The organism is Uliginosibacterium sp. 31-16 (assembly GCF_030730865.1).
In the GTDB taxonomy this organism is placed as follows: Bacteria; Pseudomonadota; Gammaproteobacteria; order Burkholderiales; family Rhodocyclaceae; genus Uliginosibacterium.
The window spans coordinates 348,184-370,116 of the sequence record NZ_JAVALZ010000002.1 but is presented as its reverse complement, the minus strand read 5'-3'; the positions used below and the strand labels follow the sequence as shown (position 1 = coordinate 370,116).

Sequence of the window (21,933 nt, the reverse complement as noted above, 5' to 3'; positions counted from 1 at the left end):
CCAATCCTGGGAGCTGTCCATGAAACGCAGTCTGTTGCTGATTGTCCTGTGTGCCTGCGCACTCAGCGCGCAAGCCGAGATCTACAAGTGGGTCGATGCCGATGGCAAGATCCAGTACGGCGATGTGCCACCCAAAGGGACTCAAACCAAGAAAGTGTCGGGGGGTGTGACGGTGGTGCCGGCCATCGTGGTGCCGCCGCCGGCTCCGGCCGAACCTGCGGCACCCCGCAAGAGTGTGGCGAAGGATGAGGCTGGCGAGGTGCGCGGTGGCGGCATCAGTCCGTCAGCCGAGGCGTCTGAACCGGCCGATACCCGGGTCAGTGATCCGCGCGCCGAGCGCCGCAAGCAGCTCATTGAGCAGTGTCAGCGGGAGCGGCGCGGCAATTGCGAGAACGAGGCCGACAACCAGCTCAACAATCCGCCGGTCGTGATCCCCGGCTGGAACCAGCCACCGATCCGCCCTGCGCATCGGCCGGTGCCGCCGCCGCGGCCGCAGCCAGCGCCTCAGCAATCGGAACCGGCGGCCAGCGTCAGCAGCGACAGCCCGAAAGCCGGCAAATCCGCCTTCAAGCCGATCGGCAAGTAGCTCCCCGCACAGCCGCATGGGGCGGGCATCTTCAGGATGCCTGCCGTCAGAGGCTTGTGCAGAGGGGGTGAGCGAGCAGGGCGGCTGGAGAGGCCCGCCAGACGCGGCTCTTCAGGCCTCGACCTGACGTCCCCAGAGGCGTAGCGAACCCGCCGCCGGATCGGCAAAGGTCCAGTAGATCGTTTCGTGGTTCCACACCGGCGCCACGGTATAGGCCTCCAGGCAGCCCGCTTCAACGGCAGCGGCACTGGCTCCGACCAGCGGCTGCAGGGCGGTCATCAGGTCATCACGGCGGCGGCGCGAATTGCGCAGCAGGTTGCTGTGCTCCCAGCCCTCCGGCGGCTCCGTTTCATACGGCGGGCTGTTTTCACTGGCAAACGGCCCGGCCGGATCGAAGTGGTTGGTCTGCACCAGCAGGCCATCCTGCGCGTAGCGCACGTTCTGGCGCCCGTCGTGGGCAATCTCGACGACGGCGGCATTGTCCGAGGTGTCGCTGGCGAGGCTGATGAATACCGGGCTGGATACGCGCTGCCGGCTGATGAAGGCAATTGCGGCTTCCAGCGTGTCGATGCGGGTGTCCTCCACCAGATCGCGCAGCACGAACAGCGGATCGCTCTGGAAACGCGCGGGCGCAAAGCTGCGTTGCTTGGGCGCGAAATTGATGGCTCCGCACAGGCCGGGGCGCGCGAACGTCAGCACCCCCACCATGCCCTGTACGCCGGCCGTATGCGTCACCTTGCCCTGGGCATCAACCAGATCGTAAGCGCGCACGGCGGGTGCCATCACCGGCACATTGCCCCAGTCCAGGCTGCGCATCATGCGCCAGCCCTCACTGCTGCGCACGCAACTGGTAGTGCAGCCGGGGATGAAGTTGTAGGCCACATGCGCCCAGGTGTACTGACGCTGCATGATCGCCATCTGCGCCCGCGAAATCACTCCGGTGGTGTCCGCCAGGTAATCGCTGCAGCTGATGTAGCGGCCCGAGTGGCCATACACCAGTCGATACACCAGCCAGCACAGCAGGCGCGCCGTGAAGGTGCCGAAATAAGCCTTGCGCAGCGCCAGACACATGGTTTTGAAGGCGGCCCAGTCGTCCGGCGAATTCACCAGCGCGACCCAGCGACTGGCGGCGTCAGCGTGCTGACAGGGGATGCGCAGGGGGCTGCGGTGGTCTTCGAGCATCATGCCAGGCGTCCTTGTTCTGGGTGGTGTTCAGCGGGTGGCGTCACGGAAAATCCGCTCGCCAGTTCGGCCAGCTCCGGCAGCAGCGCCTCGATCAGCGCCAGCTGGCGCAGCACGCGCCGGGTGGTTTCGCTCACGTCGGTGGAGAGCGTTTCCGGGCGGGGTTCTGCAGCAGGCATGTCGTGTATGACAGGGCTGCGTGCGGCCAGCGCCGCAGCAATGGCTTGGAGTCCTTGCTGGACGCGGCTTTCCAGGAGCCGGACCGGTTCGGACTGGATTTCGCTGTCGCGTTCGCGGTGAGCCCCCAGCGCCGAGACATAGCCGAGCAGGGTGTGGCTGGCGCACAGGAAACGGTAGGCCGCATCGGGCGGCAGGCTGTAGCGTTCCGGCTCCGTCAGCATGCTGGCCAGGGTGCTGGAGAGTTCGGCGTCGGCGTTGTGGGCGTCGCGCCGGGCGATGCGGTAGGGCAGATCGTCGCGCGGGCCGCTGCGGTATTGGTCAAGAATTTCGGCCAGATAGAGGGCGCTCAGGCTCAGGCTGCGGGCCATGGCGTGGTGCACGCGCTTGCCATGCCATTCGGGCAGGATGAAGGCGACTGCCCCCATCGCCAGCGCGCAGCCCAGCATTGTGTCGAACAGGCGCGGGCCGATCAGCGCATAGCTGCTGCCGAACTGGTTGAAACACAGCATCACCAGCACGGTGATGAAGGTGGTGGCCAGCGTGTAGCGTTCGTGGCGGAAGGCAAAGAATGCCACACCGGCGGCGACGATCAGGGCCAGCTGTGCCAGCGGATGCGGAAAGGCCGAGATGAACAGCGTCGCCCCCAGCAGGCCGGCCAGCGTGCCGACCATGCGCTGGCCCAGGCGCAGCCAGGTGCTGCTGAAGTTGGGCTGACAGACGAAAACGGTGGTGAGCATCACCCAGTAGCCCTGTGGCAGATCGAACAGGGAGAGCAGGGCGTAGCCGGCCGTCAGCGCGGCAGACAGGCGAAGGCCGTGGCGAAAGCGGCGGGAGGAGGGGGTGAATTGCTGGCGCAGGCTGCGCCACATTTCGCCCAGGGTTTGCGGATCGCTGTCGCGCAGCGTGCTGTCGTCCAGTGCCGCCAGTTCGCTGGGGCGGGCAGCGCGGGCCAGACGCAACTCGATGGTGCTGATGTTGCGGCACAGATCGGCCAGCGCACCGATCAGGGCCTTGTCCTGCATGCCAGCGGCCTGCACGTGACCCAGCGCACCGCCGAGTTCTTCCAGTGCCAGCGCGCCCTCGCTACCGTAGTCGAACATCTCGCCCTGGGCGATGGCATCGCCCAGCCGGGCACAGGCTGCCGCCTGCAGGCTCATCAGGCGCTGGCAGCGGAACAGCACATCACTGCGCGCAAAGGCCTCGCTCAGCGCTTCATAGGGATGGTGGGCAGAGCTGGCACGCTCATGTACCTCCTGCGCCAGAAAATACCACTGCAGATAGCTGCGACTGCCCTTGGCAGGGTCCGCCGATTTCGTCCACAGCAACAGGATCTGGCGTGCCCGGTTCATGTCGCCGACGACCCGGCCGTTCTGTGCGGCCAGCGCCAGGCGCAGGGCTTTCACATCGCGTCCGCGCACCGGTTCGAGCAGCGCAGCCTTGATCTCCAGATAGTGCGCCAGACCATGAAAAACCTGCGCCACCACCTGGCGGGCCGGGCGGCTGGCGAAGAATCCGGCGGCCAGCAGGGAAATGGCGCCATACCAGCTCGCCCCCGCCAGCAGCAGCGCCGGCTCCTGCCAGAAACTGCCTGCCGCCGTGCCATGCTGATCAACGCCCAGCATCGCGTAGATCGCCAGAATGACCGATGCGGTGGCGATGGTGGCATAGCGCTCTCCCACCGCGCCGAGCATCACGAAGCCGAAGGTCGAGCAGGCCAGACCGACAGCGAACAGCCAGGGATAGGGAAAGAGCAGGCGCACGGAAACCGACGCCACCCCGAAGCAAAGCAGGGTGACCAGCAAGGCCTTGAGGCGACCGGCGAAGCGGTCTGGCGTTTCAGCCAGTGCCGCGGCAATCACGCCGAGGATCAGGCCGATCAGCCAGTTTTCGTGATCGTTGCCGAAGCAGAACAACAGGATGCCCCCGAAGGCCAGCGCGACTTTCAGGCTGTCGAGAGTCTTGTCGTGGGACCAGAAGCGGCGCAGGGCGGCAGAATCGAATTGCATGAGGATCAGGGGGCCAGGTGGATGCGTTCTTTGACGTGCTTGAGTGAGCAGATGATGGCAAAGCTCATCATCGCCAGCATGGTCCAGGAGGACCATTTGCCCAGCGATACCGTGGCCCAGGCGCCGAGCTGGTTGGGGTAGCGCCAGATGCCGAAAAAGGTGCCCATGTTTTCGGCCAGCCAGATGAAGAAACCGACCAGGATGAAGCCGAGCAGGAAAGGCATGCGCCGTTCGCGATCCAGGGGCCGGAAGGCGAGATTGCAGCGGGCGTAGATGCCGAGCGCCAGGGCGGCCAGATACCAGCGGAAATCGCCGATGTAGTGGTGGGTGAACAGGTTGGCGTAGAGCAGCACGGCCAGCGTGCTGGTCATCCAGTAGGGCGGGTGATGCAATACCCGCAGATCAAGAATGCGCCATGCCTGCATGATGTAGCTGCCCACCGCGGCATACATGAAGCCGGAGAACAAGGGCACGCCGAACACCTTGGTGAGCGCCGGATCGGGATAGGTCCAGGACGGGTTGGCTCCCGAGACCTTGAATACCTCAAGCGCGAAACCGGCAAGGTGGAAAATCAGGATAGTGCGGGCTTCATCCGGCGTTTCGATCTTGCGCCAGATCAGCCAGGCCTGCAGGAGCAGGGCGATGATCAGCAGCAGATCGTAACGGGCAATCCCCGCCAGGCCGGCGCGGGGCACGAGGAATACAGCGAGGAAGAACAGGCCCGCAAATAGGCAGGCGCGTGCTTCCTTCAGACCGAAGAACCAGAATTCGTGCAGGAAACGGCGCAGCCCCGACAGGGTTTCGCGGGGCGAATCGTCAGCCAGATGCTGGTCAAGGCGCAGGATCAGTGAGTGAACAGGCATGCGCCGATTATACGGGCATCATCCCGTACAGCGCCGCCCCGGGCGGTCCCGCGCGATGGGTGTCTGTAGAGCCGCGCCAGACGCGGCTGTACAGACTGGCACTGAAGCAAATATCAGGGCTGTGCCGCTTGCGGCTTCACGTAACCGGCCAGCTCCGGCACGGTGCGGGCCATTGCTTCCGCCACCATGCGGCCAAGCACATAGGAGCCCTTCTGGTTGAAGTGAGTCTTGTCCGGCACGATCGTGCCGTTCGGGCCGGCCTTGGTCGCGCCGAGCTTGTGTGCTTCGGTTTCGCCGAGCGACTCGAAGTAATCCTGGCTGATCTGGTGCAGGTCGATCAGCGGCACCTTCATCTCGGCAGCCACCACCTTCATCGCCGCGACATGGCCCGGCAGGTCATCAATGATCTTGCCATCGGGCTGGAAGTAGCGGCGCGCGATCGGCGTCACCAGAATTGGCTTGATCCCGGCTGCACGGGCTTCCGTCACATAGCGGCGCAGGTTGGCCGGGTATTCGGTGGCAAGGTCGGTTTCACGGTCGCCGTGCGAAGCAGTCTGCACGTCGTTGTGGCCGAACTGGATCAGCATGTAGTTCGGTTTGGGCCATTGTGCCGTGTCCCACAGACCATCGCGGCGATAGGTCTTGGTGCTCGCCCCGCCCTTGGCGCGGTTGATGCAGTCCGCCATCGCGGTCAGGTTGGCGCAGAAACCGGTGCCGTAGCCTTGCTTCTCGGTCTGGGTCGAATCGCCCACCAGCGTGATGCGCACGCCTTCTTTGGGCGGGGACGAGGCACAAGCGGCAAGGATCAGGCCCAAGGCGGCCGAAGCGATGATTCTGGAAATCTGCATGATGGAATCCGATGGTTGGGCGAAAACAGGCGGCAGTCTAGCCTGCCTGTGTGGCAAGCCGGATGATAGTGATTGCGAATTTTTCCGGCGCAGGCGCGGGAGCAGAAACTGGCCGACTTGATCAGCGTGCTGGAGGTATTGATGCGCTTCGCTGAAATGCTGCGTAACAGCTTTCGACCCAGAGGGGATGGTCAGACTTTTGGAAAGCCGACGTTCAAAGCCCTAGTTAACCGGCGCCGGTGTCCTCCGCGTTGAACGACCAGTTAGGCTGGGGAGCGAAGGAATGGTGCTCCAAATGGAAAATTCTCGGTTGTGCTTCCATGTTCAGATTCCCTGCGCTGCATCAATGCCGTTCTCTGCCAAAAAACCTTTCAATGCCAGATATTTCTCCCTATAAGCTAGGCTCTTAACTTCCTTCGGACTGAACCACAAACTTATTTCGTGGACCTTTTCAGACCCCTCACGCCAGAACAGAGGAGCGAGTTGAGCGAGGATGTTTTTCGCGGTTTGCATGTGCTGCTCGTTTTTTTGAGTGAACGCATTAATGGCAAATCGTAGTGACCCGAGCATGACGTCGACTATGCTGCAGAAGTGAGATTGACCTATGGCAGTCAAGTGATAGCCGACGATGTGCTCAATTTTTAGTTCTCCGCCGTACGGCAGCTTGCCAGTCAGTCCAATTGCGAGCTTCTCCTTGAGTTGTCCATCAATTTGCTTGTCATCAAATCTGTCGATGAGAACAAGGCCAGCGACTTTGGGGCGATTCAAGAAGCAATCAAAGTGGTAGCAAAGCGTGTTGACGCCAAACCTGCGGGCATCCTCGGATGAGGTCGCAATGTCATGGAGCAGTAAGTTGATCAGCAGCTTGCAGTCGTGTTCTGCCACCACTTTGATTATTGAGCTCTTTAGTTCGATGAACTGCTCATGAGAGAAGTTCTTTGGCCCGGGGTTGAACTTGAAGGTGTAATCGCGAGGAACTCCGAGCTCTTTGCGAATTTTTTCGACCGCATGGGAAAGACTTGCTGCGTTGCTGGCATCAATGACAATGCCGCCGTAAACGAAGAAGTCGTTGGCGTTCTTGCCAAAATTGGTTTCATCGCAGTAGAGCAGCTTCATCGCTTCCTCGCGTGTTTGTTTTGATGAGGCCTAACGTCCAGCTAACCGGCGTTGCGCGGCTTCATCGCGCAGCGTCCAGAGAGCAAAGCGAACGGGGTTCAGCGCCGGGTTAGGGGCGTAACGTTTGGTATGCATCACTTAACTCTTGAAAGAATAGTTCTCTTGCTGATAGCAGGCGGCTACGCCAAAGCTGAAGCTCCTCCTCCGACGCGAGCGGACCACCAATAAATAGTGCCTTGCGAAGTTCAGTGATGACTTCGCCATATGCACGAAGCGCTTGCTGTGGCTTTTTTAACCCAAGTAGCAGTAGCTTTGCTTCTCCGCTTGTTACTTCCTTAAATGAGTCGAAGAGAGCGTCTCTGGTTCGTTCGAGATCCTTGCTTCGATTTTCTGACATTGAGCGACTGTCACGTTTTGAGCGAATCCAGTCACCGATGAATGCCCAGTATCGAAGCGAGAGATGCGTAAAACCCTCGACTTGTTCAGCCACTGACTCAAGCAACTCGCGTTTCCGGCGTATGTGATCCTTTTCGAGGTCTCGCGAATGATTGTGCTTAGCCAATAGGTAGGAAGAAAAAGCAGCGATCAGCGCGCCAAGTCCGATCTTTACTGCTGAATCGATAATTTCGAGATAGCTAACCATTTTTCCGTATGAGGCCCCTAACTATAAATTTGGGCAGCAATTTTTCTGTATAACTCCGGGCGCCGCTGGATAACATCCCGGCAAGGAATTCACGTAAAGCCGCTCCTTGCCTGTTTTTCCGTCAAGTAAGAACGGTTTCCTACCAAAGTAAACGCCGACGAAAAGCAACAGCTGACCTGAATGGTACAAAAGATCTGAGTGACTGCTTTGCGTTCGGTAGTTGTCTGTCTGCTCCTGGCCGATATCGGCCAAATGATCATAACGATCCGCAAGCCGACATGCCAGCCACCGTGTCGTGATCAGGCTGGTCCTGCATGCAGGATCAAGTCCGCCGGGTTGCGCGACGGGCTCAGTGGCGCTTGAACCAGAACCACCACAAGCCGAGCATGAAGAGTCCGCCAAACATCCATGGTGCGCCGAGGAATGTTTTCGTGAAGCTTGTCTCGGCCATGCCGGACCAGATTTCCACGCTGACCGATTCGACTTCCATGTTGTCGATGCGGTTCAGGGTGAGCACCGGCGTCATGCGGCGGTTCTCGGCGACGCTGACCGGTTTGGCGCTGGAGACCAGGGTGAAGCTCTCGCCGCCGCGTGCATCGGGCTGGCTCAGGCCGGTGACCGGATTGAGAACGCTTTTTTCTTCTCCCTTGCCGTCAACAAAGGCGAAGCCGCCCAGCCACATGCTGGCGGCGTTGCCATCGCGACGGGCCTTGCCGCTCAGGCGAACGACCAGCGTGTAGGGGTTGTCGATCATCATGAAGTACTGCTCGGTGCCGGCCCATTCAAGCACTTCATTACCGAAAGCGGATTCCAGCGCAGAGGTGTTCGGTGCCCGGCGGCTGGTCTTGGCCTGCCGGATGGCGTCGATCTCGTCGGCGGGGATTTCGAAGCTGGCGACCAGCCTCTTGCCGAATTGGCCCGGTTTGCTTGCGGCCTGGAGCAGGGGGGATGTTGCGAGCAAGGTGCTCAGGAGGATGGCGTGGAGGATCGAACGCATGGGGCCGCTTTCTGTAAATGTCGCGGGCATTCTAGTCGGAGTTGCCCGATCCGTGGCCTTAGTCCGATGGCGTGCGCATGCTCACTCGAAGAGCGGCAGCCCGCCTTGCTCGCCGGGCCGATGCCCCGCAGAGTCAGGGTGGGCGGGGCTTTCCAGATGCCCTACGCGCACCCCCAGCAGGCGGATCTTGCGTTGCAGCGGCACGCGCTTGAGGCATTCGCCGGCGGCACGGCGGATCACGCTGGCATCGCAGGTGGCGTCCGGCAGGGTGAGGTCGCGGGTGACAGTGGAGAAATCATCAAAGCGCAGCTTGATGCCGATGGTCTTGCCGAGCACGCCCTTGCGCACCAGGTCTTCGGCCACGCGCACGCACAGCCGGGTGAAGATTTCGGTGAGCTGGCTGCGGTCCTGCCGGGCGTGCAGATCGCGCTCGAAGGTGGTTTCGCGGCTGACGGATTTCGGCTCGGAATAGGTCACCACGGGGCGTTCGTCACGCCCATGTGCCACCTCGTGCAGCCAGGCGCCGTAATTGCGGCCGAACTGCTCCTGCAGCCACAGCGGTTCCGCCGCTGCCAGTTCGCCGATGGTGTGGATGCCCAGCGCGGCGAGCTTTTCGTTGGCCTTCGGGCCGATGCCGTTGATCTTGCGGGCGGCCAGTGGCCAGATGCGGCTGGGGATTTCCTCCATGTTCAGGATCGTCAGGCCATCGGGCTTGTCCAGGTCCGAGCAGATCTTGGCCAGCAGCTTGTTGGGCGTGACGCCGATCGAGCACGACAGGCCGGTGGCGGCGCGCACCGCATCTTTGATGCGCTGCGCCAGTTCGCGCGTCTCGCCGGGCACCTCGCTCAGATCCAGGTAGATCTCGTCGATGCCACGATCCTCCAGCGCCGGCGCGATTGCGCGCACGGCGGCCTTGAAGAGCCGCGAGTAATGCCGGTAGGCATCGAAATCTACCGGCAGCAGCACCGCATCCGGCGCCAGCTGCGCAGCCTTCATGATCCCCATCGCCGAGCCGATGCCCAGCGCGCGCGCTTCGTAGGTGGCGGTGGTGATTACGCCGCGCCCCACGTAGTCGCGCAGCCGCGCATAGCGCCAGCTGCCGTCAGCCGATTGCACCGGCGCATCGACGCTGCGCCCGCCGATCACCACCGGCTGCCCGCGAAATTGCGGGTAGCGCAGCAGTTCGACCGAGGCGTAGAAGGCGTCCATGTCGAGGTGGGCGATGCGGCGGGGTGAAGACACGGAGCAGGCGCGAGCAGGAAAGACGAGTGCAGAGTGTAGCCCGGACGCAGGAGACTGGAACGATGGATTCGACCGTCTGTAGAGCCGCATGGGGCGGCCATCTTCAGCCGGCCTGTCGGCAAAGCCTCGTCAATCATGGCTGGGAGGGTATGGTGCTTGAAAACCCTTGCTGCAAGCGGCTTGGCGGGGGGCTCAGGACAAACTCTGCAAGGCGCTTCTCAGCTCCGGATGGCGGAATGCGTAGCCTGTGGCGAGCAGACGATCCGGCAGCACGCGCTGGCTGTCCAGCAGGAGGCCGGCGCGCTGGCCGAGCAGGAGGCGCAGGACGCTGGCCGGGGCGGCGAGGTGTACGCGCCGCCCGAAGCAATTGGCCAGCGCGGCGCTGAAGTCGGCGTTGCGAACGGGCTGTGGCGCGGTGAGGTTGCAGGCGCCGTGGGCATCGGGCTGCGCCAGCAGATGCAGGACGGCGGCGACCCAGTCATCCAGATGAATCCAGCTCATCCATTGCTGGCCGTCACCGAGACGGGCACCGAGGCCGAGTCTGAACGGCAGACGCATGCGGGCGAGCAGGCCGCCGTGCGGGGCCAGCACGAGGCCGGTGCGCAGCAGGCTGACGCGCGTGTCCGGGGTGGAAGCCTGGCGGGCGGCAGTTTCCCAGGCGGCGCAGAGCTGTGCGGCGAAGTCCGCGGGCGCCGGATTCGGTACGGCGGCGCTGTCGCTGCACGGCGCCTCGGCACAATCGCCATAGATGCCGATTGCCGAGCCGGAGAGGAGCACCGCCGGCTTGCGTTCGGCGCGCTGCAGGGCCGTGACGAGCTGTTCGGTCAGCGTGATGCGGCTGGCCCACAGGGTCTGCTTGCGCGCGGTCGTCCAGGGCAGATCGATGATGGGTGCGCCGGCGAGGTTGATGACGGCATCGAAATGCATGTCGGGCAGCCAGTCATCCAGGCTGACCAGTGCCTGCACGCCGGGGCCGCACAGGGCGGCGACCTTGTGCGGGCGACGGCTGAGGACGCTGAGCTGATGACCGTCAGCGAGCAGGGCGGCGCACAGGGCGCGGCCGAGCAAGCCGGTTCCGCCGGTGAGCAGGATGTGCATGATCGGTCTCTCCTTGAGGCGCTGACGCTGCATTCAAACAGAAAAGCACGACTGTCGGGGTGGTGCCTGCAGAGCCGCATCCGGCGGACCTGACAGGGTACCCATTCTGCACACCGGCTGTGCTCGCCGCTCTCCGCGATGCCATGCCGGAGAGCGCCGCTGCGTGCGGCTCTTCGGGTGGCGATATTTCTCAGGCGGGCAGGTCAGCCAGATACAGCGCCGGTTTGCCGTCGCGGTCGCTGGAGAAGAGCACGCGCTTTTCGTCCGGCGTGAAGGAGGGGTGCGGATGCGTGGCCTGGGTGTTGCCCTTGTACTCGGCCCACGAACTGTCATGGCGGCAGACCTTGCGATGCGTGCGCCGGGTGATGTCGAAGAGGTGAATGTACGGGTCCGCCTCGAAGGCGTGGCCGTCCTTATCAGCCACGTCGCCCAGCTGACCGGCACCGTCACCGACCACCAGGGAGCCGTTGAAATTGCTCATCAGGTGCGCGCAGGGCGGCATGGCCATGATGTTCTCGTTGGCGAGCGTCACCGGGTCGGCCGCCCAGATGAAGCGGTCCTGATCGCCCTTGGTGTAGCTCACGTACATGAGTTTCGAGCCATCCGGCACCCAGAATTCGTGCATGCAGGATTCGTGCGGGGCGTGTTCCTTCACGCGGCGCAGAGCCGTGCCGTCGGCGTTGATGAACCACATGCGGGCATCCACCAGATCGTGCGGGCCTTCGTGACAGAAGCCCATGATGCTGTCGTCAAACGGGCGGAACATCGGATGCCCCATGTAGCGCTGCTGATCAAGCACCACCCGCGCCTGGCCGGTCGCGATGTCGATGTCGATCAGGCGTTCGCGTGGGTTGGCTTCGAACTGCTTGCGGAAGCGTTCCCAGCCGCTGCTGGCGGTGACCTGGTCGGCCGCCAGCATCTCCATGCCAGCGATGCGCGTGCAGTCCGAGTTGGGCACCCAGGTGCCGGCACCTTTCCAGCCCTCCGGCACGGTGTAGATGACGGACTCAGCGAGCGTGGCCAGATCCACGCGGCGATGTTCGCGCCCCCCCTTGGTGTAGAAGATGGATTTTTCGTCGGGCGAAAGGTAGGCGCCGTGGTAGTTGTCGCCCTTGCCTTCAGTGATCTGGCGGGCGACGCCGCTGGGCAGGTCGAGCAGCCAGATGTTGAACACGTCTTCGAACTCGCCGCCGAACAGCAGTTTGCTGCCGTCGTCCGTGAAGCACTTCTGGTAGAAGTAATTGCGCGGGCAGGCAACATCCGGGGGCGACAGGCGCGTGACGCGTACGCCGGTGTCAGGGTCGGTGGTCTCGAGATACTCGAACTGGATCGTACTGCCTTTGGCCATGGCTCATCCTTTGTCAGACAAGTCCCGATTTTACGCGCAGCACAGGTCGCAAAAGCCTGATCCCGCTAATGATTTTTGCGCAAGGGATGCTGCCGGGCCGCATGTGGCGTGGTTCTGCAGACGGGGTGGGTGGACAGGCCCGGAGCACGGCGCTGAGCGCGTGGGTATCGCCCGGAGTGCCGCTGGGCGCGGCTCTCCGGGGAGGGACTTGATTCAGTGCATGCCCAGCAGGTTGGGCAGCCAGAGGGTCAATGGCGGCCAGTAGGTGACGACCAGCAGGAAGCCGAGCATGGTCAGCAGCCAGGGCCACACGGCCTTGGTCAGTTCGGTGATGCCCATCTCGGTGATGCCGGAGGCCACGTAGAGATTCAACCCCACCGGTGGATGGCACATGCCGACCTCCATGTTCACCACGATCAGGATGCCGAAGTGGATCGGGTTGATGCCCAGCTGCACCGCCACCGGGAACAGGATCGGCGCCATGATCAGCACGATGGAGGAGGGCTCCATCACGTTGCCGGCGATCAGCAGCAGGATGTTGACCGCGAGCAGGAAGGCCACCGGGCCGAGCCCCTGGTTCAGCAGCCAGTCCGCAAGCTGCTGCGGGATCTGCTGGTCGGTCATGATGAAGCTGAACATCACCGCATTGGTGATGATGTAGAGCAGCATCGCGCTCATGTTGGCCGAGCTCAGCAGCACCTTGGGCACGTCACTCAGCTTCATGTCCTTGTACACGAATACGGCGACGAAGAAGGCATACACCGCGCTCATGGCGGCGGCTTCGGTCGGCGTGAAGATGCCGGTGTAGATGCCGCCCATCACCACCACGATCAGCAGCAGGCCCCAGATGCTTTTCCAGTAGGCGCGCCAGACTTCCAGTGACTCCCACATCAGCTCGAATCTGAAGGTCGGGGCGATCTTCGTGTAGCTGCCGCAAGCCTGGATCAGGCTCAGCCAGGCCAGCATGACGATGACCGGCACGAAGCTCGCATACAGCGGCGAGAGTGCCGCAAAAGGCTCGATGAGCAGGAAGCTCACTCCCATCGGCACGCCGATGACGATCAGGCCGACGTAGACGAAACGGGTGATCCATTTGCTCTTGGTCGTCCACGGTGCCAGCCCCAGCCAGAACGCGCCGGCGAGGAAATAGGCAAAGCCGGCGTTCGGCAGCCAGGTGGCGAGTGCTGCGCCCAGCAGCCAGGGTGGCACGGCGGTGAACACCAGCGCGTAGAACGCGCCGAACAGACAGCCGATGGTCGCCTGCAGGCTGCTCCGGTCCGCAAACAGCATGACGCGAGGGTAGTTGTTCTTGCGTGCCCGCCACCAGGTGGTGAGCCCCAGCAGGGTTGCCAGCGCGAGGCCCGGAATCACCCCGGCCATGAACAGGGTGCCGACCGAGGCATTGGTTGCTACCGAGTACATCACCATCACGATGCTGGGCGGAATCAGGATGCCCAGCGCGCCCGAGGTGGTGATCACGCCCGCACCAAAGCGTTTCGGGAAGCCTGCTTTTTCCATCGCCGGCAGCAGGATGGCGCCGATGGCTACGACTGTTGCCGGGCTGGAACCTGACACCGCCGCGAACAGCGCACAGGCCATCACCCCCGCCAGACCCAGCCCGCCGTGCCAGTGGCCGACCAGCGAAGTGGCGAAGTTGATCATGCGTTTGGCTACCCCGCCGTGGGTCAGGAAGTTGCCGGCGAGAATGAAGAAGGGAATCGCCATGATCTCGAACTTCTCGATGCCGGTGAACAGCTTCATGGCCACTGACTCGATGGGCACTGTGGTCATGGTGTACAGGAAGGTCAGCACGGTGAGGCCGAGCGCGATCGAGATCGGCATGCCGGTGAGCATCAGGGCAATCAGCAGCCCGAAGATGATGAGTGCGTTCATTTGGCAGCCTCCGCAACTTCTTCATCCAGCCCGTCGACGTGTGCCTGGTTGTGGCGGGGCAGTTCGCCGGTCTTGTGGAAATTCCAGGCCACCTGCAGGAAGCGGAAGCACATCAGGCTGGAGCCCAGTGGCACAACCATGAAGACCATCCAGGTCGGCCATTCCAGATCCGGCGTGACCGGGCCTTCCGGCACGAACTCGGGGCTGCCGATCCACTGGTTGAAAACATGATGAAAGCCGTTGCCCCACACCAGGATGCCGCCCAGACAGGCGACGATGGCGGTGAAGAAGGCGCCCGCGAGCAGGCCGAAGATCACGAAGCGTGCGCGGTTCTTCGGCGCCAGCTGGTTGATCACGACATCGACCCCGACGTGGATGCCGGTGCGCACGCCGTAGGCCGCGCCGAATTTGGCCATCCACACGAAGAGGATGATGGTCAGCTCCTGCGCCCAGCCCATGTTGAGGGTCAGCAGCCAGTCCTGCACGCCGGGGATGGACAGGCCGGCGAGGTAACGATGTACAACGGCGACGAAGATGATGGTGGTCGCCACACCCATCAGGGTTGCGATCAGCCATTCTTCCAGATGGTCGAGAATTTTCATGCGCGGCTCCAGCAGGCAACTGCAGTCAGCAAAGCTCATGTGCAAAGGGGGCTTGCGCCCCCTTTGTGGTCAGGATTACAGCTTGTTCGGATCGAAGCCGGTTTCCTTGTACACGCGTTTGATCAGGTCGGCACCGATGCGTCCTTCCTGTTCCTTGTGCACCTTGATCAGGACCTTTTTCAGCTCGCTGCGCTCCGCCGGGGTCAGAGGCACGACCTGAGTCTTGCCGGAGGCTTTCACCGCATCGGTGGAGTCGGCATTTTCCTTCTGGGCGATTGCGTTGGCATAGCGGGTGGATTCTTCCATGGCGGTCACCACGATCTGGCGCAGATCCGGCGGCAGACCATCCCAGAATTTCTTGTTCACGATCACCGCGTAGCCCAGATAGCCGTGGTGCGACTGCACCATGTACTTCTGCACCTCGTGCATCTTCTGCGTGTAGAAGTTCGACGGCGGGTTTTCCGTGCCATCCACCACGCCCGTCTGCAGCGCCTGATAGACCTCGGAGAAAGCCATCACTTGGGGGATCACGCCCAGCGCGCGCATTTCGGATTCCAGTACCTTGGAGGACTGGATGCGCATCTTCAGACCCTTGAAGTCGGCCGGTGTCTTGGTAAGCTTGTTGGCGGAGAAGTCCTTGAAACCGTTGTCCCAGTAGGCCAGTCCGGTGATGCCCTTGGGTTCGAGTTTCTTGAACAGCTCGGCGCCTAGCGGGCCGTTGGTCACGCGGTGCAGGGCGGCATAGTCGTCAAAGATGAAGGGCAGGTCGAAGAGTTCGAACTCCTTCACCCCCAGTGGCCCGAATTTCGCCAGCGAGGGTGCGAGCATCTGCACGGCGCCCATCTGGATGGCGTTCATTTCCTCGCCATCCTTGTAGAGCTGGCTGTTCGGGTAGACCTCGACCTTGATCTTGCCGGCGCCACGCTCATTCACCAGTCTGGCGAACTGATCTGCAGCCTTGCCTTTAGGGGTGTCCTTGGCCACCACGTGGCTGAACTTGATGATGACCGGGGCTTGCTGGGCTTGGGCCTGCGTCTGGACCAGCGAGCTGAAGCTCAGACAGATCAGGCCGAGCAGGATGTTGCGGCGGGTGTTCATGATGAAGTCTCCTCTGTGGGTATGGTGTCAGGGGCGCCTGTATTTGTTATATGCCATGCTCGCGACAGGGCCAAACGCGAATGCAGCATGGGTGGGTCTGATTCTGGTACCGATTGTATTTTTGGGAATGGTCTTGAGACAAATGCGGTTTACCTCAGGGTCTGTAGCCATGTGTGTCAACGCGACCTCTCGAATATCTGTCGACAGGGCTCGCACAGCGCTTTCCGCAGATCATCTTTCTTCGGGCGTGATAGCCGTTTTGCACCTGTCATCCAGACGGAAGGCGGCTGGGTTGAGTCTGGCTTGCCCCGAAGATTGAATGACAGCAGTGTTCTGGCGACACGGAATACGAGAGGTCGCGGCTGTGCTGTGCGATGGGGCGTGTGTTGCCGTTCATGCCCGTTTATGGCGCGCTGGTCGTGCGTGGAGCATCTTGTAATGCCATGTTGGTGGCTCGCAGTGACCTGATATAAAAGGATTTTTCCTCGTTTTTCAGAGCTGGTTCAGTTTTTGCGTAGGAAATCTTCGTGCGGGGGCACACCTACGGAGACTGACATGAACAAGACCGAAACGCCGGGGTTGCAGCCCGGCAAGTACCGCGAGATCGTGCTGGCTGTGGCCTGCTTCCTGATCTTCGATCTGGCGGTGTTGATGCTGAATTTCTACACGTCCTACCAGATCTCGGCGGATGCCGTGGCCATCAATCTCGGCGGGCGCCAGCGCATGCTCAGTCAGCGCATGGCCAAGGCGGCGCTGATGCTGGAAACCGCTCAGCGCAACGGTCAGCCCGAAGCGGCCGTGCTTGAAGAACTGGATGCGGCGGTGACGCTGTTTGATGCGAGCCTGACTGCTTTCATCGCCGGCGGGCCGGTCAAAGGTGCTGATGGCCGCATGGCCAGGCTCGACAAGGTTCAGGATGCCGGCGGGCGCGAAATTCTCGGCAAGGCCAGCGAGTTGTGGCAGTCCTACCGAGAGTCGCTGCGCGCTGCCGTGAAGCAGCCGGGTGACGAGGCGCTGGTGGCCGCTGCTGCTGTGGCCGCGCGAACCTACAACATCCGCCTGCTGGGCATGATGAACGATCTGACCGTGCGTCTCGAAAGCGTGGCCTCAGCCAAGGCCGAGCGCCTGCGTCAGGTGCAGACCGCCGGCATCGTGCTGGCCTTGCTCAACTTCGGCTTCATCCTGCTCAAATTCATCCGTCGTCTGCGCGAGAGCGACGAACGCTCGGCGGCGGCGCAGCGTGAAACCTCGGAAATTCTCGGCACGGTGCGCGAAGGCCTGTTCCTGATCGACCGCCATTTCCGCCTGGGCTCGCAGTACTCCGCCTCGCTCTCCGGCCTGCTCGGGCGGCAGATCGCGGCGGGCGATGATTTCAGGCCCATCCTGCGCGAACTTATGGGGCCGGACGATTACGAGCAGGCCGTGCAATATGCCAGTCTGTTGCTGGGTGAGCGGGTCAAGGAAGTGCTGGTGCGCGAGCTCAATCCGATGCGGGAGGTCGGCGTGATCACCGACAAGGGAGCCAAGTATCTGAGTTTTGAATTCAACCGTGTGCTGGTCGACGGCAAGCTCACACACCTGCTGGTCACGGTGGGTGATGTCTCCGAGCAGGTGGCCCTGCGTAATGCACTGGATTCGGCGAAGAGCCGTGCCGACGAGCAGATGAACGTGATGCTGCGGCTGTTGCAGATGCAGCCCGCTACCCTGCAGGAGTTCATCAACGAGGCCAGTGCCGGTCTGTTCGAAATCAATGATCGCCTGAAAGCCGTCACGGGCAGGCCCGGCGAGTACCGCGCGATGATCGGCCATGTGTTCCGCGTGGTGCATTCGATCAAGGGCAATGCGGCCATGCTCGGGCTGGATTTCATGGTCACTGACGCGCATGTCTTTGAAGACCAGCTGGAGAAGATGCGTGGGCGTGATCAGCTCAGCGGCGAGGAACTGATCAGTCTGTCCGTGTCGCTGCAGAAGCTCTTCGAGCGTCTGGGCTGGTTGCGCAGCGTGGTGGCAAAGTATGCCGAGCAACCCGAGCCGGTGCCGGTGCGGGCCGACTTTCAGCAATCCATCGTCGATCTGACGCGCCGGGTTGCCGATGACCAGGACAAGCGTGTGCTGACCCACGTGAGTCTCGATCCGTTGGAGATGCTGCCACCCGCTGCGGCCAGCACGCTACGCGTGATTGCCGCGCAACTGGTGCGTAATGCCGTGGTGCATGGCATCGAGAGTCCGTCCGAGCGGGTCGGCTCGGGCAAGCCGGTCGAAGGGCTGGTGCAGGTCGAGCTTTCCAGCAGCGGACCGGACCAGTTCATCCTTAGCGTGCGTGACGATGGCCGCGGCCTGTGCGCCAAGCGTCTGCGCGAGGTGCTGCGCGAAACCGGGCGCATGGATGAAACCATGCTGGCACAACTGTCTGACCGGCAGATCATCATGGAAATTTTCAAGCGCGGGTTCTCCACGGCCGGAAAGGTCGACGATCACGCCGGTCGTGGCGTCGGCCTGGATGTGGTCAGTCACGCCGTCAAGCGCATCGGTGGGCGCGTGCGCCTGCTCAGCCAGCCTGGCCGCTACACCGAATTCCGCGTGGAGTTTGCCGCATGAAAATGCTCGTCGTTGATGACTCTTCGGTGATCCGCAACCGCATCGTGCAGGTCGCACGTCACCCCGATCTGCCGGACCTGGAGGTGGTCGCCACTGCGCGCCATGGCGGCGAGGCCCTGCTGATGGCGAAGGAATACCTGCCGGATGTGGTGACCATGGATCTGACCATGCCCAACGTGGATGGCGTGGCCTGCATCAAGGGGCTGATGAAGATTTCGCCGGACATGCGCATCCTCGTCGTCTCCGCCCTGGGTGACCGCAGGACCGCACTGAACGCGATGAGCTGCGGCGCCCACGGTTTTCTGCACAAACCCTTCACCAGCGAGGAGTTGGTTGAAGGCCTCAAGGAACTGCTCAAGGATTGATATGCGCGCACTGCAGGAACAGGAACTCGGCGCTTTCGTCGCATCGGTGAATCACTTCTTCAAGCACGCCACGGGCGATGCGGCCGAGGTACGCTCGGCCTACCTCGCTGAAACCGGCGAATACCTGCCATTTTTTGACTTCTCCGGCATCGTCGATGTGAGTGGTGAGTGGCGCGGTTCGCTGTACTTCTCCGCCCCACGCGGCATGCTCTCGCATCTGTTGCTCAGCTACGGTTCGGAGAGTTATACCGATGCCGACCACCTTGATCTCATCGGAGAGATCGCCAACATGTTTTCCGGTCAGGCCCGCCGCGAGCTTGGCGAGGGGCTGGAAATCTCCGTTCCGCGCCGCTGCACCAGCATCGCCATCAAGCCCGGCAGCGAGCCCCGCCCGTACGTCGTGCCGCTGGCCTGGCGCGGCTTCGAAGCCATCGTAGTGGTGGATCTGAAGACTTCGCGCAGCCCGGTGAGCTGACTTCAATAGCCTGCCTGAAGAGCCGCTTGTGGCGGACCTCTCCGGGCAGGGTGGCAGAAGAGTAAGGTGGCGCGCGGGTCTTCGGGCTGCTCTCTGACGCTTTTCATGTTCTTTCGCCGGTCAGCAAACCTCTCTTCATCCTTCACCTTGTCAGGGCCGGGCGCCCCGGCGTCTGGTGATGGAGTCCTCCTTCGCTGATCAGGGAAGCTCGGGCAGGCTTGCAAAACCGTAGTCCGGATGCCGGCCGAAGACGAGAGCCCGGCGGCTCTGCAACGCATCTCCGGATTCCGCTGCGCTGCATCCGGGCTACAATTCGCCCCCTGATTCACGCTTCCTCCCCGCCGCAATGAGCCTTCCCGTCGATCCGGAAAACGATCTGTTTGGTGATGAACCTGTGCAGGAAACCCTGCCGGCGAATTTGTCTGAAACGCCTGCCGAGCCCGTCGCTCCCTCCCCCCCGCCGGCGGAGCCGACGCTGACCGAGCTTCCGGACGACCATCTGCCCATCGCCGCCTTTGCCGAACGTGCCTATCTGGCCTACGCCATGAGCGTGGTGCGTGGCCGCGCGCTGCCGCAGGTGGAAGATGGCCTGAAGCCGGTGCAGCGCCGCATCCTGTACACCATGCATTCGATGCGCCTGGCGCCGGGCGCCAAACCGGTGAAGTCCGCCCGAGTGGTCGGTGATGTGATGGGTAAGCTGCACCCGCACGGCGACTCGTCGATCTACGACGCTTCGGTGCGTCTGGCTCAGGATTTCTCGCTGCGCTACCCGCTGATCGATGGGCAGGGTAACTTCGGCTCGCGCGATGGCGACGGCGCCGCCGCGATGCGTTACACCGAAATGCGCATGACGCCGATTGCCGAGCTGCTGCTCGCCGAGATCGACATGGGCACGGTGGATTTCGGCCCGAACTACGATGGCAGCTTCGAGGAGCCCAAGCTCCTGCCGGCGCGCCTGCCGATGTTGCTGCTAAATGGCTCCTCCGGCATCGCCGTGGGCATGGCCACAGAATGCCCGCCGCACAATCTGCGTGAAGTCGCCGCTGCCGCCCAGCTTCTGATCAAGAAGCCGGAGGCTACGCTGGAAGAAGTTCGCGCCGTGCTGCCTGCGCCGGATTTTCCTGGTGGCGGCCAGATCATTTCGCCGGATTCGGCGATCCGCGATGCCTACGAATCCGGCCGTGGCTCGATCCGCATGCGTGCGCGCTGGCGTGTCGAGACGCTGGCGCGTGGCGCCTGGCGCGTGATTGTCGACGAGCTGCCGCATGGCGTGTCGAGCTCCAAGGTGCTTTCTGAAATCGAAGCGGTCACCAACCCGCAGCCCAAGACCGGCAAGAAGGAAATCACTCAGGACGAAAAGAACAACAAGGCGCTGGTGCTCGGCGTGCTGGATGCCGCGCGTGATGAATCGTCTGATCTTGCCGCCGTGCGTCTGGTGCTGGAGCCGAAGAGCCGCACCCAGACACCGGAAGAGCTGATGCGCGTGCTGCTGGCGCACACCAGTCTGGAGGCTTCGGTATCGATGAACTTCACGGTGATCGGCCTCGACGGTCGTCCGGCGCAGAAGGGCATCCGCGCGCTGATCCGCGAGTGGATCGACTTCCGCTTCACCACGGTTGAGCGCCGCACGCGCCATCGTCTGGGTCAGGTCGAGCGGCGCATCCACATCCTCGAAGGCCGCCAGATTGCCTGGCTGCACATCGACGAAGTGATCAAGGTGATTCGCGAGGCGGACGAGCCCAAGGCCGAGCTGATTGCGCGCTTTGGCCTGAGCGAAATGCAGGCCGAGGACATCCTCGAAATCCGTCTGCGTCAGCTCGCCAAGCTCGAATACATCGCCATCGAGAAGGAACTCGCTGGCCTGCGCGAAGAGCGCGCCGGTCTGCTGGAACTGCTCGAAAACCGCAACGCGATGACCAAGCTGATCCTCAAGGAAATCAGCGAGGACGCGAAGAAACACGGCGACGATCGCCGTACCCTGGTGGAAGCGGCCGTGCCGGTCGCAGCCGTCGAAGCGCCTGTGCTGGACGAGCCGGTGACGGTGCTGCTGTCGAAAAACGGCTGGGTGCGCGCGCGGCAGGGCCACGGCGTCGATCCGCAGTCGGTGAGCTGGAAGAGCGGGGACTCGGCCATGCTGGTAGCCGAGGCGCGCACGCCCTGGCCGCTGATCCTGATTGATACCACTGGCCGGGCGTATTCGATCCGCATCAGCGATCTGCCGGGCGGGCGTGGCGATGGCGCTCCGATCACGTCCTTCATCGAACTGCAACCCGGTGCGCGCATTGCGCAGGCGCTGGTCGACGAGCCGAGCCGTGATTATTTCTTCGCCAACTCCGGCAGCTACGGCTTCATCACGAAGCTCGAAGAACTGGTCACCCGTCAGCGCGCCGGCAAGGCCTTCATGACGCTGGAAGACAAGGAAACCGTGCTGACGCCGGCGCTGGTGCAGGGCGAGTGGCTGGCAGCGGCTTCGGGCAACGGTCGCTTGCTCTACTTTCCGCGCGCCGAGATGAAGGTGATGCCGCGCGGCCGCGGCATGATCGTGATGGGGCTGGATGAGAAGGAAGAACTCTGCGCGATTGCTTGTCCGCCGACGGATGCGGTGGTCGTCGTCGGTTCTGGCCGGGGCGGCAAGGAAGTCGAGTTGCTGGTCAAGGGTGTGGCGCTGGAAGCCTGTCGGGGCAAGCGCGCGCGCAAGGGCGGCACGCTCACGCCGCGCGTCAAGCCGGTGGCGGTGAAACCGCAAGCGGCCTGAGTAATCTGTGTGCCATTTTCAATGACAGAAGATTTAAT

18 protein-coding genes are annotated in these 21,933 nt (G+C 62.6%); 5 read left to right on the top strand and 13 right to left on the bottom strand.

Annotated features, from left to right (window positions below; all coding sequences use genetic code 11):
* Positions 1-19 precede the first annotated feature (19 nt).
* Positions 20-586 carry a DUF4124 domain-containing protein gene (locus tag Q9Q94_RS09480; protein ID WP_305979818.1) on the top strand — a complete coding sequence of 189 codons (567 nt, stop codon included), beginning with the start codon at positions 20-22 and terminating at the stop codon, positions 584-586.
* 111 nt (positions 587-697) lie between these two features.
* Here the strand turns inward: Q9Q94_RS09480 and Q9Q94_RS09475 are convergent, their stop codons facing one another.
* From Q9Q94_RS09475 to Q9Q94_RS09415, 13 genes are all read right to left on the bottom strand, one after another.
* Positions 698-1,771: a hypothetical protein gene (locus Q9Q94_RS09475; protein ID WP_305979817.1), complete on the bottom strand. Its 1,074-nt coding sequence runs from the start codon at positions 1,769-1,771 to the stop codon at positions 698-700.
* Positions 1,768-3,954 carry a YccS family putative transporter gene (gene yccS, locus Q9Q94_RS09470; protein WP_305979816.1) on the bottom strand — a complete coding sequence of 729 codons (2,187 nt, stop codon included), beginning with the start codon at positions 3,952-3,954 and terminating at the stop codon, positions 1,768-1,770. Before yccS ends, Q9Q94_RS09475 begins: the two co-directional genes overlap by 4 nt.
* A gap of 5 nt (positions 3,955-3,959) precedes the next feature.
* The gene (locus Q9Q94_RS09465; protein WP_305979815.1) at positions 3,960-4,817 is read right to left on the bottom strand and encodes a DUF817 domain-containing protein; all 858 of its coding nucleotides are present in this window, start codon (positions 4,815-4,817) and stop codon (positions 3,960-3,962) included.
* Positions 4,818-4,930: 113 nt separating this feature from the next.
* Positions 4,931-5,665: a rhamnogalacturonan acetylesterase gene (locus tag Q9Q94_RS09460; protein WP_305979814.1), complete on the bottom strand. Its 735-nt coding sequence runs from the start codon at positions 5,663-5,665 to the stop codon at positions 4,931-4,933.
* 324 nt (positions 5,666-5,989) lie between these two features.
* Positions 5,990-6,781 (bottom strand): DUF3800 domain-containing protein, encoded by a 792-nt coding sequence (locus Q9Q94_RS09455; RefSeq protein WP_305979813.1) that lies wholly within the window; start codon positions 6,779-6,781, stop codon positions 5,990-5,992.
* A gap of 109 nt (positions 6,782-6,890) precedes the next feature.
* Positions 6,891-7,424, bottom strand: coding sequence for a hypothetical protein (locus Q9Q94_RS09450; protein ID WP_305979812.1), 534 nt, complete (start codon positions 7,422-7,424; stop codon positions 6,891-6,893).
* Between the two features lie 349 nt (positions 7,425-7,773).
* The gene (locus Q9Q94_RS09445; RefSeq protein WP_305979811.1) at positions 7,774-8,421 is read right to left on the bottom strand and encodes a hypothetical protein; all 648 of its coding nucleotides are present in this window, start codon (positions 8,419-8,421) and stop codon (positions 7,774-7,776) included.
* Between the two features lie 81 nt (positions 8,422-8,502).
* Positions 8,503-9,663, bottom strand: coding sequence for a DNA polymerase IV (dinB, locus tag Q9Q94_RS09440; RefSeq protein WP_305979810.1), 1,161 nt, complete (start codon positions 9,661-9,663; stop codon positions 8,503-8,505).
* 192 nt (positions 9,664-9,855) lie between these two features.
* Complete coding sequence (locus tag Q9Q94_RS09435; protein WP_305979809.1) at positions 9,856-10,761, bottom strand: TIGR01777 family oxidoreductase; 906 nt, start codon at positions 10,759-10,761, stop codon at positions 9,856-9,858.
* Positions 10,762-10,951: 190 nt separating this feature from the next.
* Positions 10,952-12,109, bottom strand: a complete 1,158-nt coding sequence (locus Q9Q94_RS09430; protein ID WP_305979808.1) for an oligogalacturonate lyase family protein — start codon at positions 12,107-12,109, stop codon at positions 10,952-10,954.
* Between the two features lie 213 nt (positions 12,110-12,322).
* Complete coding sequence (locus Q9Q94_RS09425) at positions 12,323-14,002, bottom strand: TRAP transporter large permease (RefSeq protein WP_305979807.1); 1,680 nt, start codon at positions 14,000-14,002, stop codon at positions 12,323-12,325.
* Entirely contained in the window at positions 13,999-14,604 is a 606-nt protein-coding gene (locus Q9Q94_RS09420) for a TRAP transporter small permease (RefSeq protein ID WP_305979806.1), read from the bottom strand. The genes Q9Q94_RS09425 and Q9Q94_RS09420 overlap by 4 nt, the downstream gene beginning before the upstream one ends.
* A gap of 75 nt (positions 14,605-14,679) precedes the next feature.
* Positions 14,680-15,702, bottom strand: a complete 1,023-nt coding sequence (locus tag Q9Q94_RS09415) for a TRAP transporter substrate-binding protein (protein WP_305979805.1) — start codon at positions 15,700-15,702, stop codon at positions 14,680-14,682.
* A gap of 555 nt (positions 15,703-16,257) precedes the next feature.
* On the opposite strand from Q9Q94_RS09415, the gene Q9Q94_RS09410 reads away from it, so the two are divergent.
* The 4 genes from Q9Q94_RS09410 to parC all read left to right on the top strand — a co-directional run bounded on the left by Q9Q94_RS09410 (position 16,258) and on the right by parC (position 21,895).
* Positions 16,258-18,300: a type IV pili methyl-accepting chemotaxis transducer N-terminal domain-containing protein gene (locus Q9Q94_RS09410; protein WP_305979804.1), complete on the top strand. Its 2,043-nt coding sequence runs from the start codon at positions 16,258-16,260 to the stop codon at positions 18,298-18,300.
* A complete protein-coding gene (locus Q9Q94_RS09405) occupies positions 18,297-18,665 on the top strand; it encodes a response regulator (RefSeq protein WP_305979803.1) in 369 nt (122 codons plus the stop codon). Before Q9Q94_RS09410 ends, Q9Q94_RS09405 begins: the two co-directional genes overlap by 4 nt.
* Before the next feature lies 1 nt (position 18,666).
* Positions 18,667-19,140, top strand: coding sequence for a chemotaxis protein CheX (locus Q9Q94_RS09400; protein ID WP_305979802.1), 474 nt, complete (start codon positions 18,667-18,669; stop codon positions 19,138-19,140).
* Positions 19,141-19,486: 346 nt separating this feature from the next.
* Positions 19,487-21,895 (top strand): DNA topoisomerase IV subunit A, encoded by a 2,409-nt coding sequence (gene parC, locus Q9Q94_RS09395; protein WP_305979801.1) that lies wholly within the window; start codon positions 19,487-19,489, stop codon positions 21,893-21,895.
* The last annotated feature ends 38 nt before the right edge of the window (positions 21,896-21,933 follow it).

What these genes read in the sequence shown, in the direction of transcription:
- Q9Q94_RS09435 (WP_305979809.1), bottom strand. Translation starts at nt 10,761, where the DNA reads ATGCACATCCTGCTCACCGGCGGAACCGGCTTGCTCGGCCGCGCCCTG.
- Q9Q94_RS09475 (WP_305979817.1), bottom strand. Translation starts at nt 1,771, where the DNA reads ATGATGCTCGAAGACCACCGCAGCCCCCTGCGCATCCCCTGTCAGCAC.
- Q9Q94_RS09430 (WP_305979808.1), bottom strand. Translation starts at nt 12,109, where the DNA reads ATGGCCAAAGGCAGTACGATCCAGTTCGAGTATCTCGAGACCACCGAC.
- Q9Q94_RS09460 (WP_305979814.1), bottom strand. Translation starts at nt 5,665, where the DNA reads ATGCAGATTTCCAGAATCATCGCTTCGGCCGCCTTGGGCCTGATCCTT.
- Q9Q94_RS09410 (WP_305979804.1), top strand. Translation starts at nt 16,258, where the DNA reads ATGAACAAGACCGAAACGCCGGGGTTGCAGCCCGGCAAGTACCGCGAG.
- parC (WP_305979801.1), top strand. Translation starts at nt 19,487, where the DNA reads ATGAGCCTTCCCGTCGATCCGGAAAACGATCTGTTTGGTGATGAACCT.
- Q9Q94_RS09400 (WP_305979802.1), top strand. Translation starts at nt 18,667, where the DNA reads ATGCGCGCACTGCAGGAACAGGAACTCGGCGCTTTCGTCGCATCGGTG.
- Q9Q94_RS09450 (WP_305979812.1), bottom strand. Translation starts at nt 7,424, where the DNA reads ATGGTTAGCTATCTCGAAATTATCGATTCAGCAGTAAAGATCGGACTT.
- Q9Q94_RS09405 (WP_305979803.1), top strand. Translation starts at nt 18,297, where the DNA reads ATGAAAATGCTCGTCGTTGATGACTCTTCGGTGATCCGCAACCGCATC.
- Q9Q94_RS09480 (WP_305979818.1), top strand. Translation starts at nt 20, where the DNA reads ATGAAACGCAGTCTGTTGCTGATTGTCCTGTGTGCCTGCGCACTCAGC.
- yccS (WP_305979816.1), bottom strand. Translation starts at nt 3,954, where the DNA reads ATGCAATTCGATTCTGCCGCCCTGCGCCGCTTCTGGTCCCACGACAAG.
- Q9Q94_RS09420 (WP_305979806.1), bottom strand. Translation starts at nt 14,604, where the DNA reads ATGAAAATTCTCGACCATCTGGAAGAATGGCTGATCGCAACCCTGATG.
- Q9Q94_RS09455 (WP_305979813.1), bottom strand. Translation starts at nt 6,781, where the DNA reads ATGAAGCTGCTCTACTGCGATGAAACCAATTTTGGCAAGAACGCCAAC.
- Q9Q94_RS09415 (WP_305979805.1), bottom strand. Translation starts at nt 15,702, where the DNA reads ATGAACACCCGCCGCAACATCCTGCTCGGCCTGATCTGTCTGAGCTTC.
- Q9Q94_RS09425 (WP_305979807.1), bottom strand. Translation starts at nt 14,002, where the DNA reads ATGAACGCACTCATCATCTTCGGGCTGCTGATTGCCCTGATGCTCACC.
- Q9Q94_RS09465 (WP_305979815.1), bottom strand. Translation starts at nt 4,817, where the DNA reads ATGCCTGTTCACTCACTGATCCTGCGCCTTGACCAGCATCTGGCTGAC.
- Q9Q94_RS09445 (WP_305979811.1), bottom strand. Translation starts at nt 8,421, where the DNA reads ATGCGTTCGATCCTCCACGCCATCCTCCTGAGCACCTTGCTCGCAACA.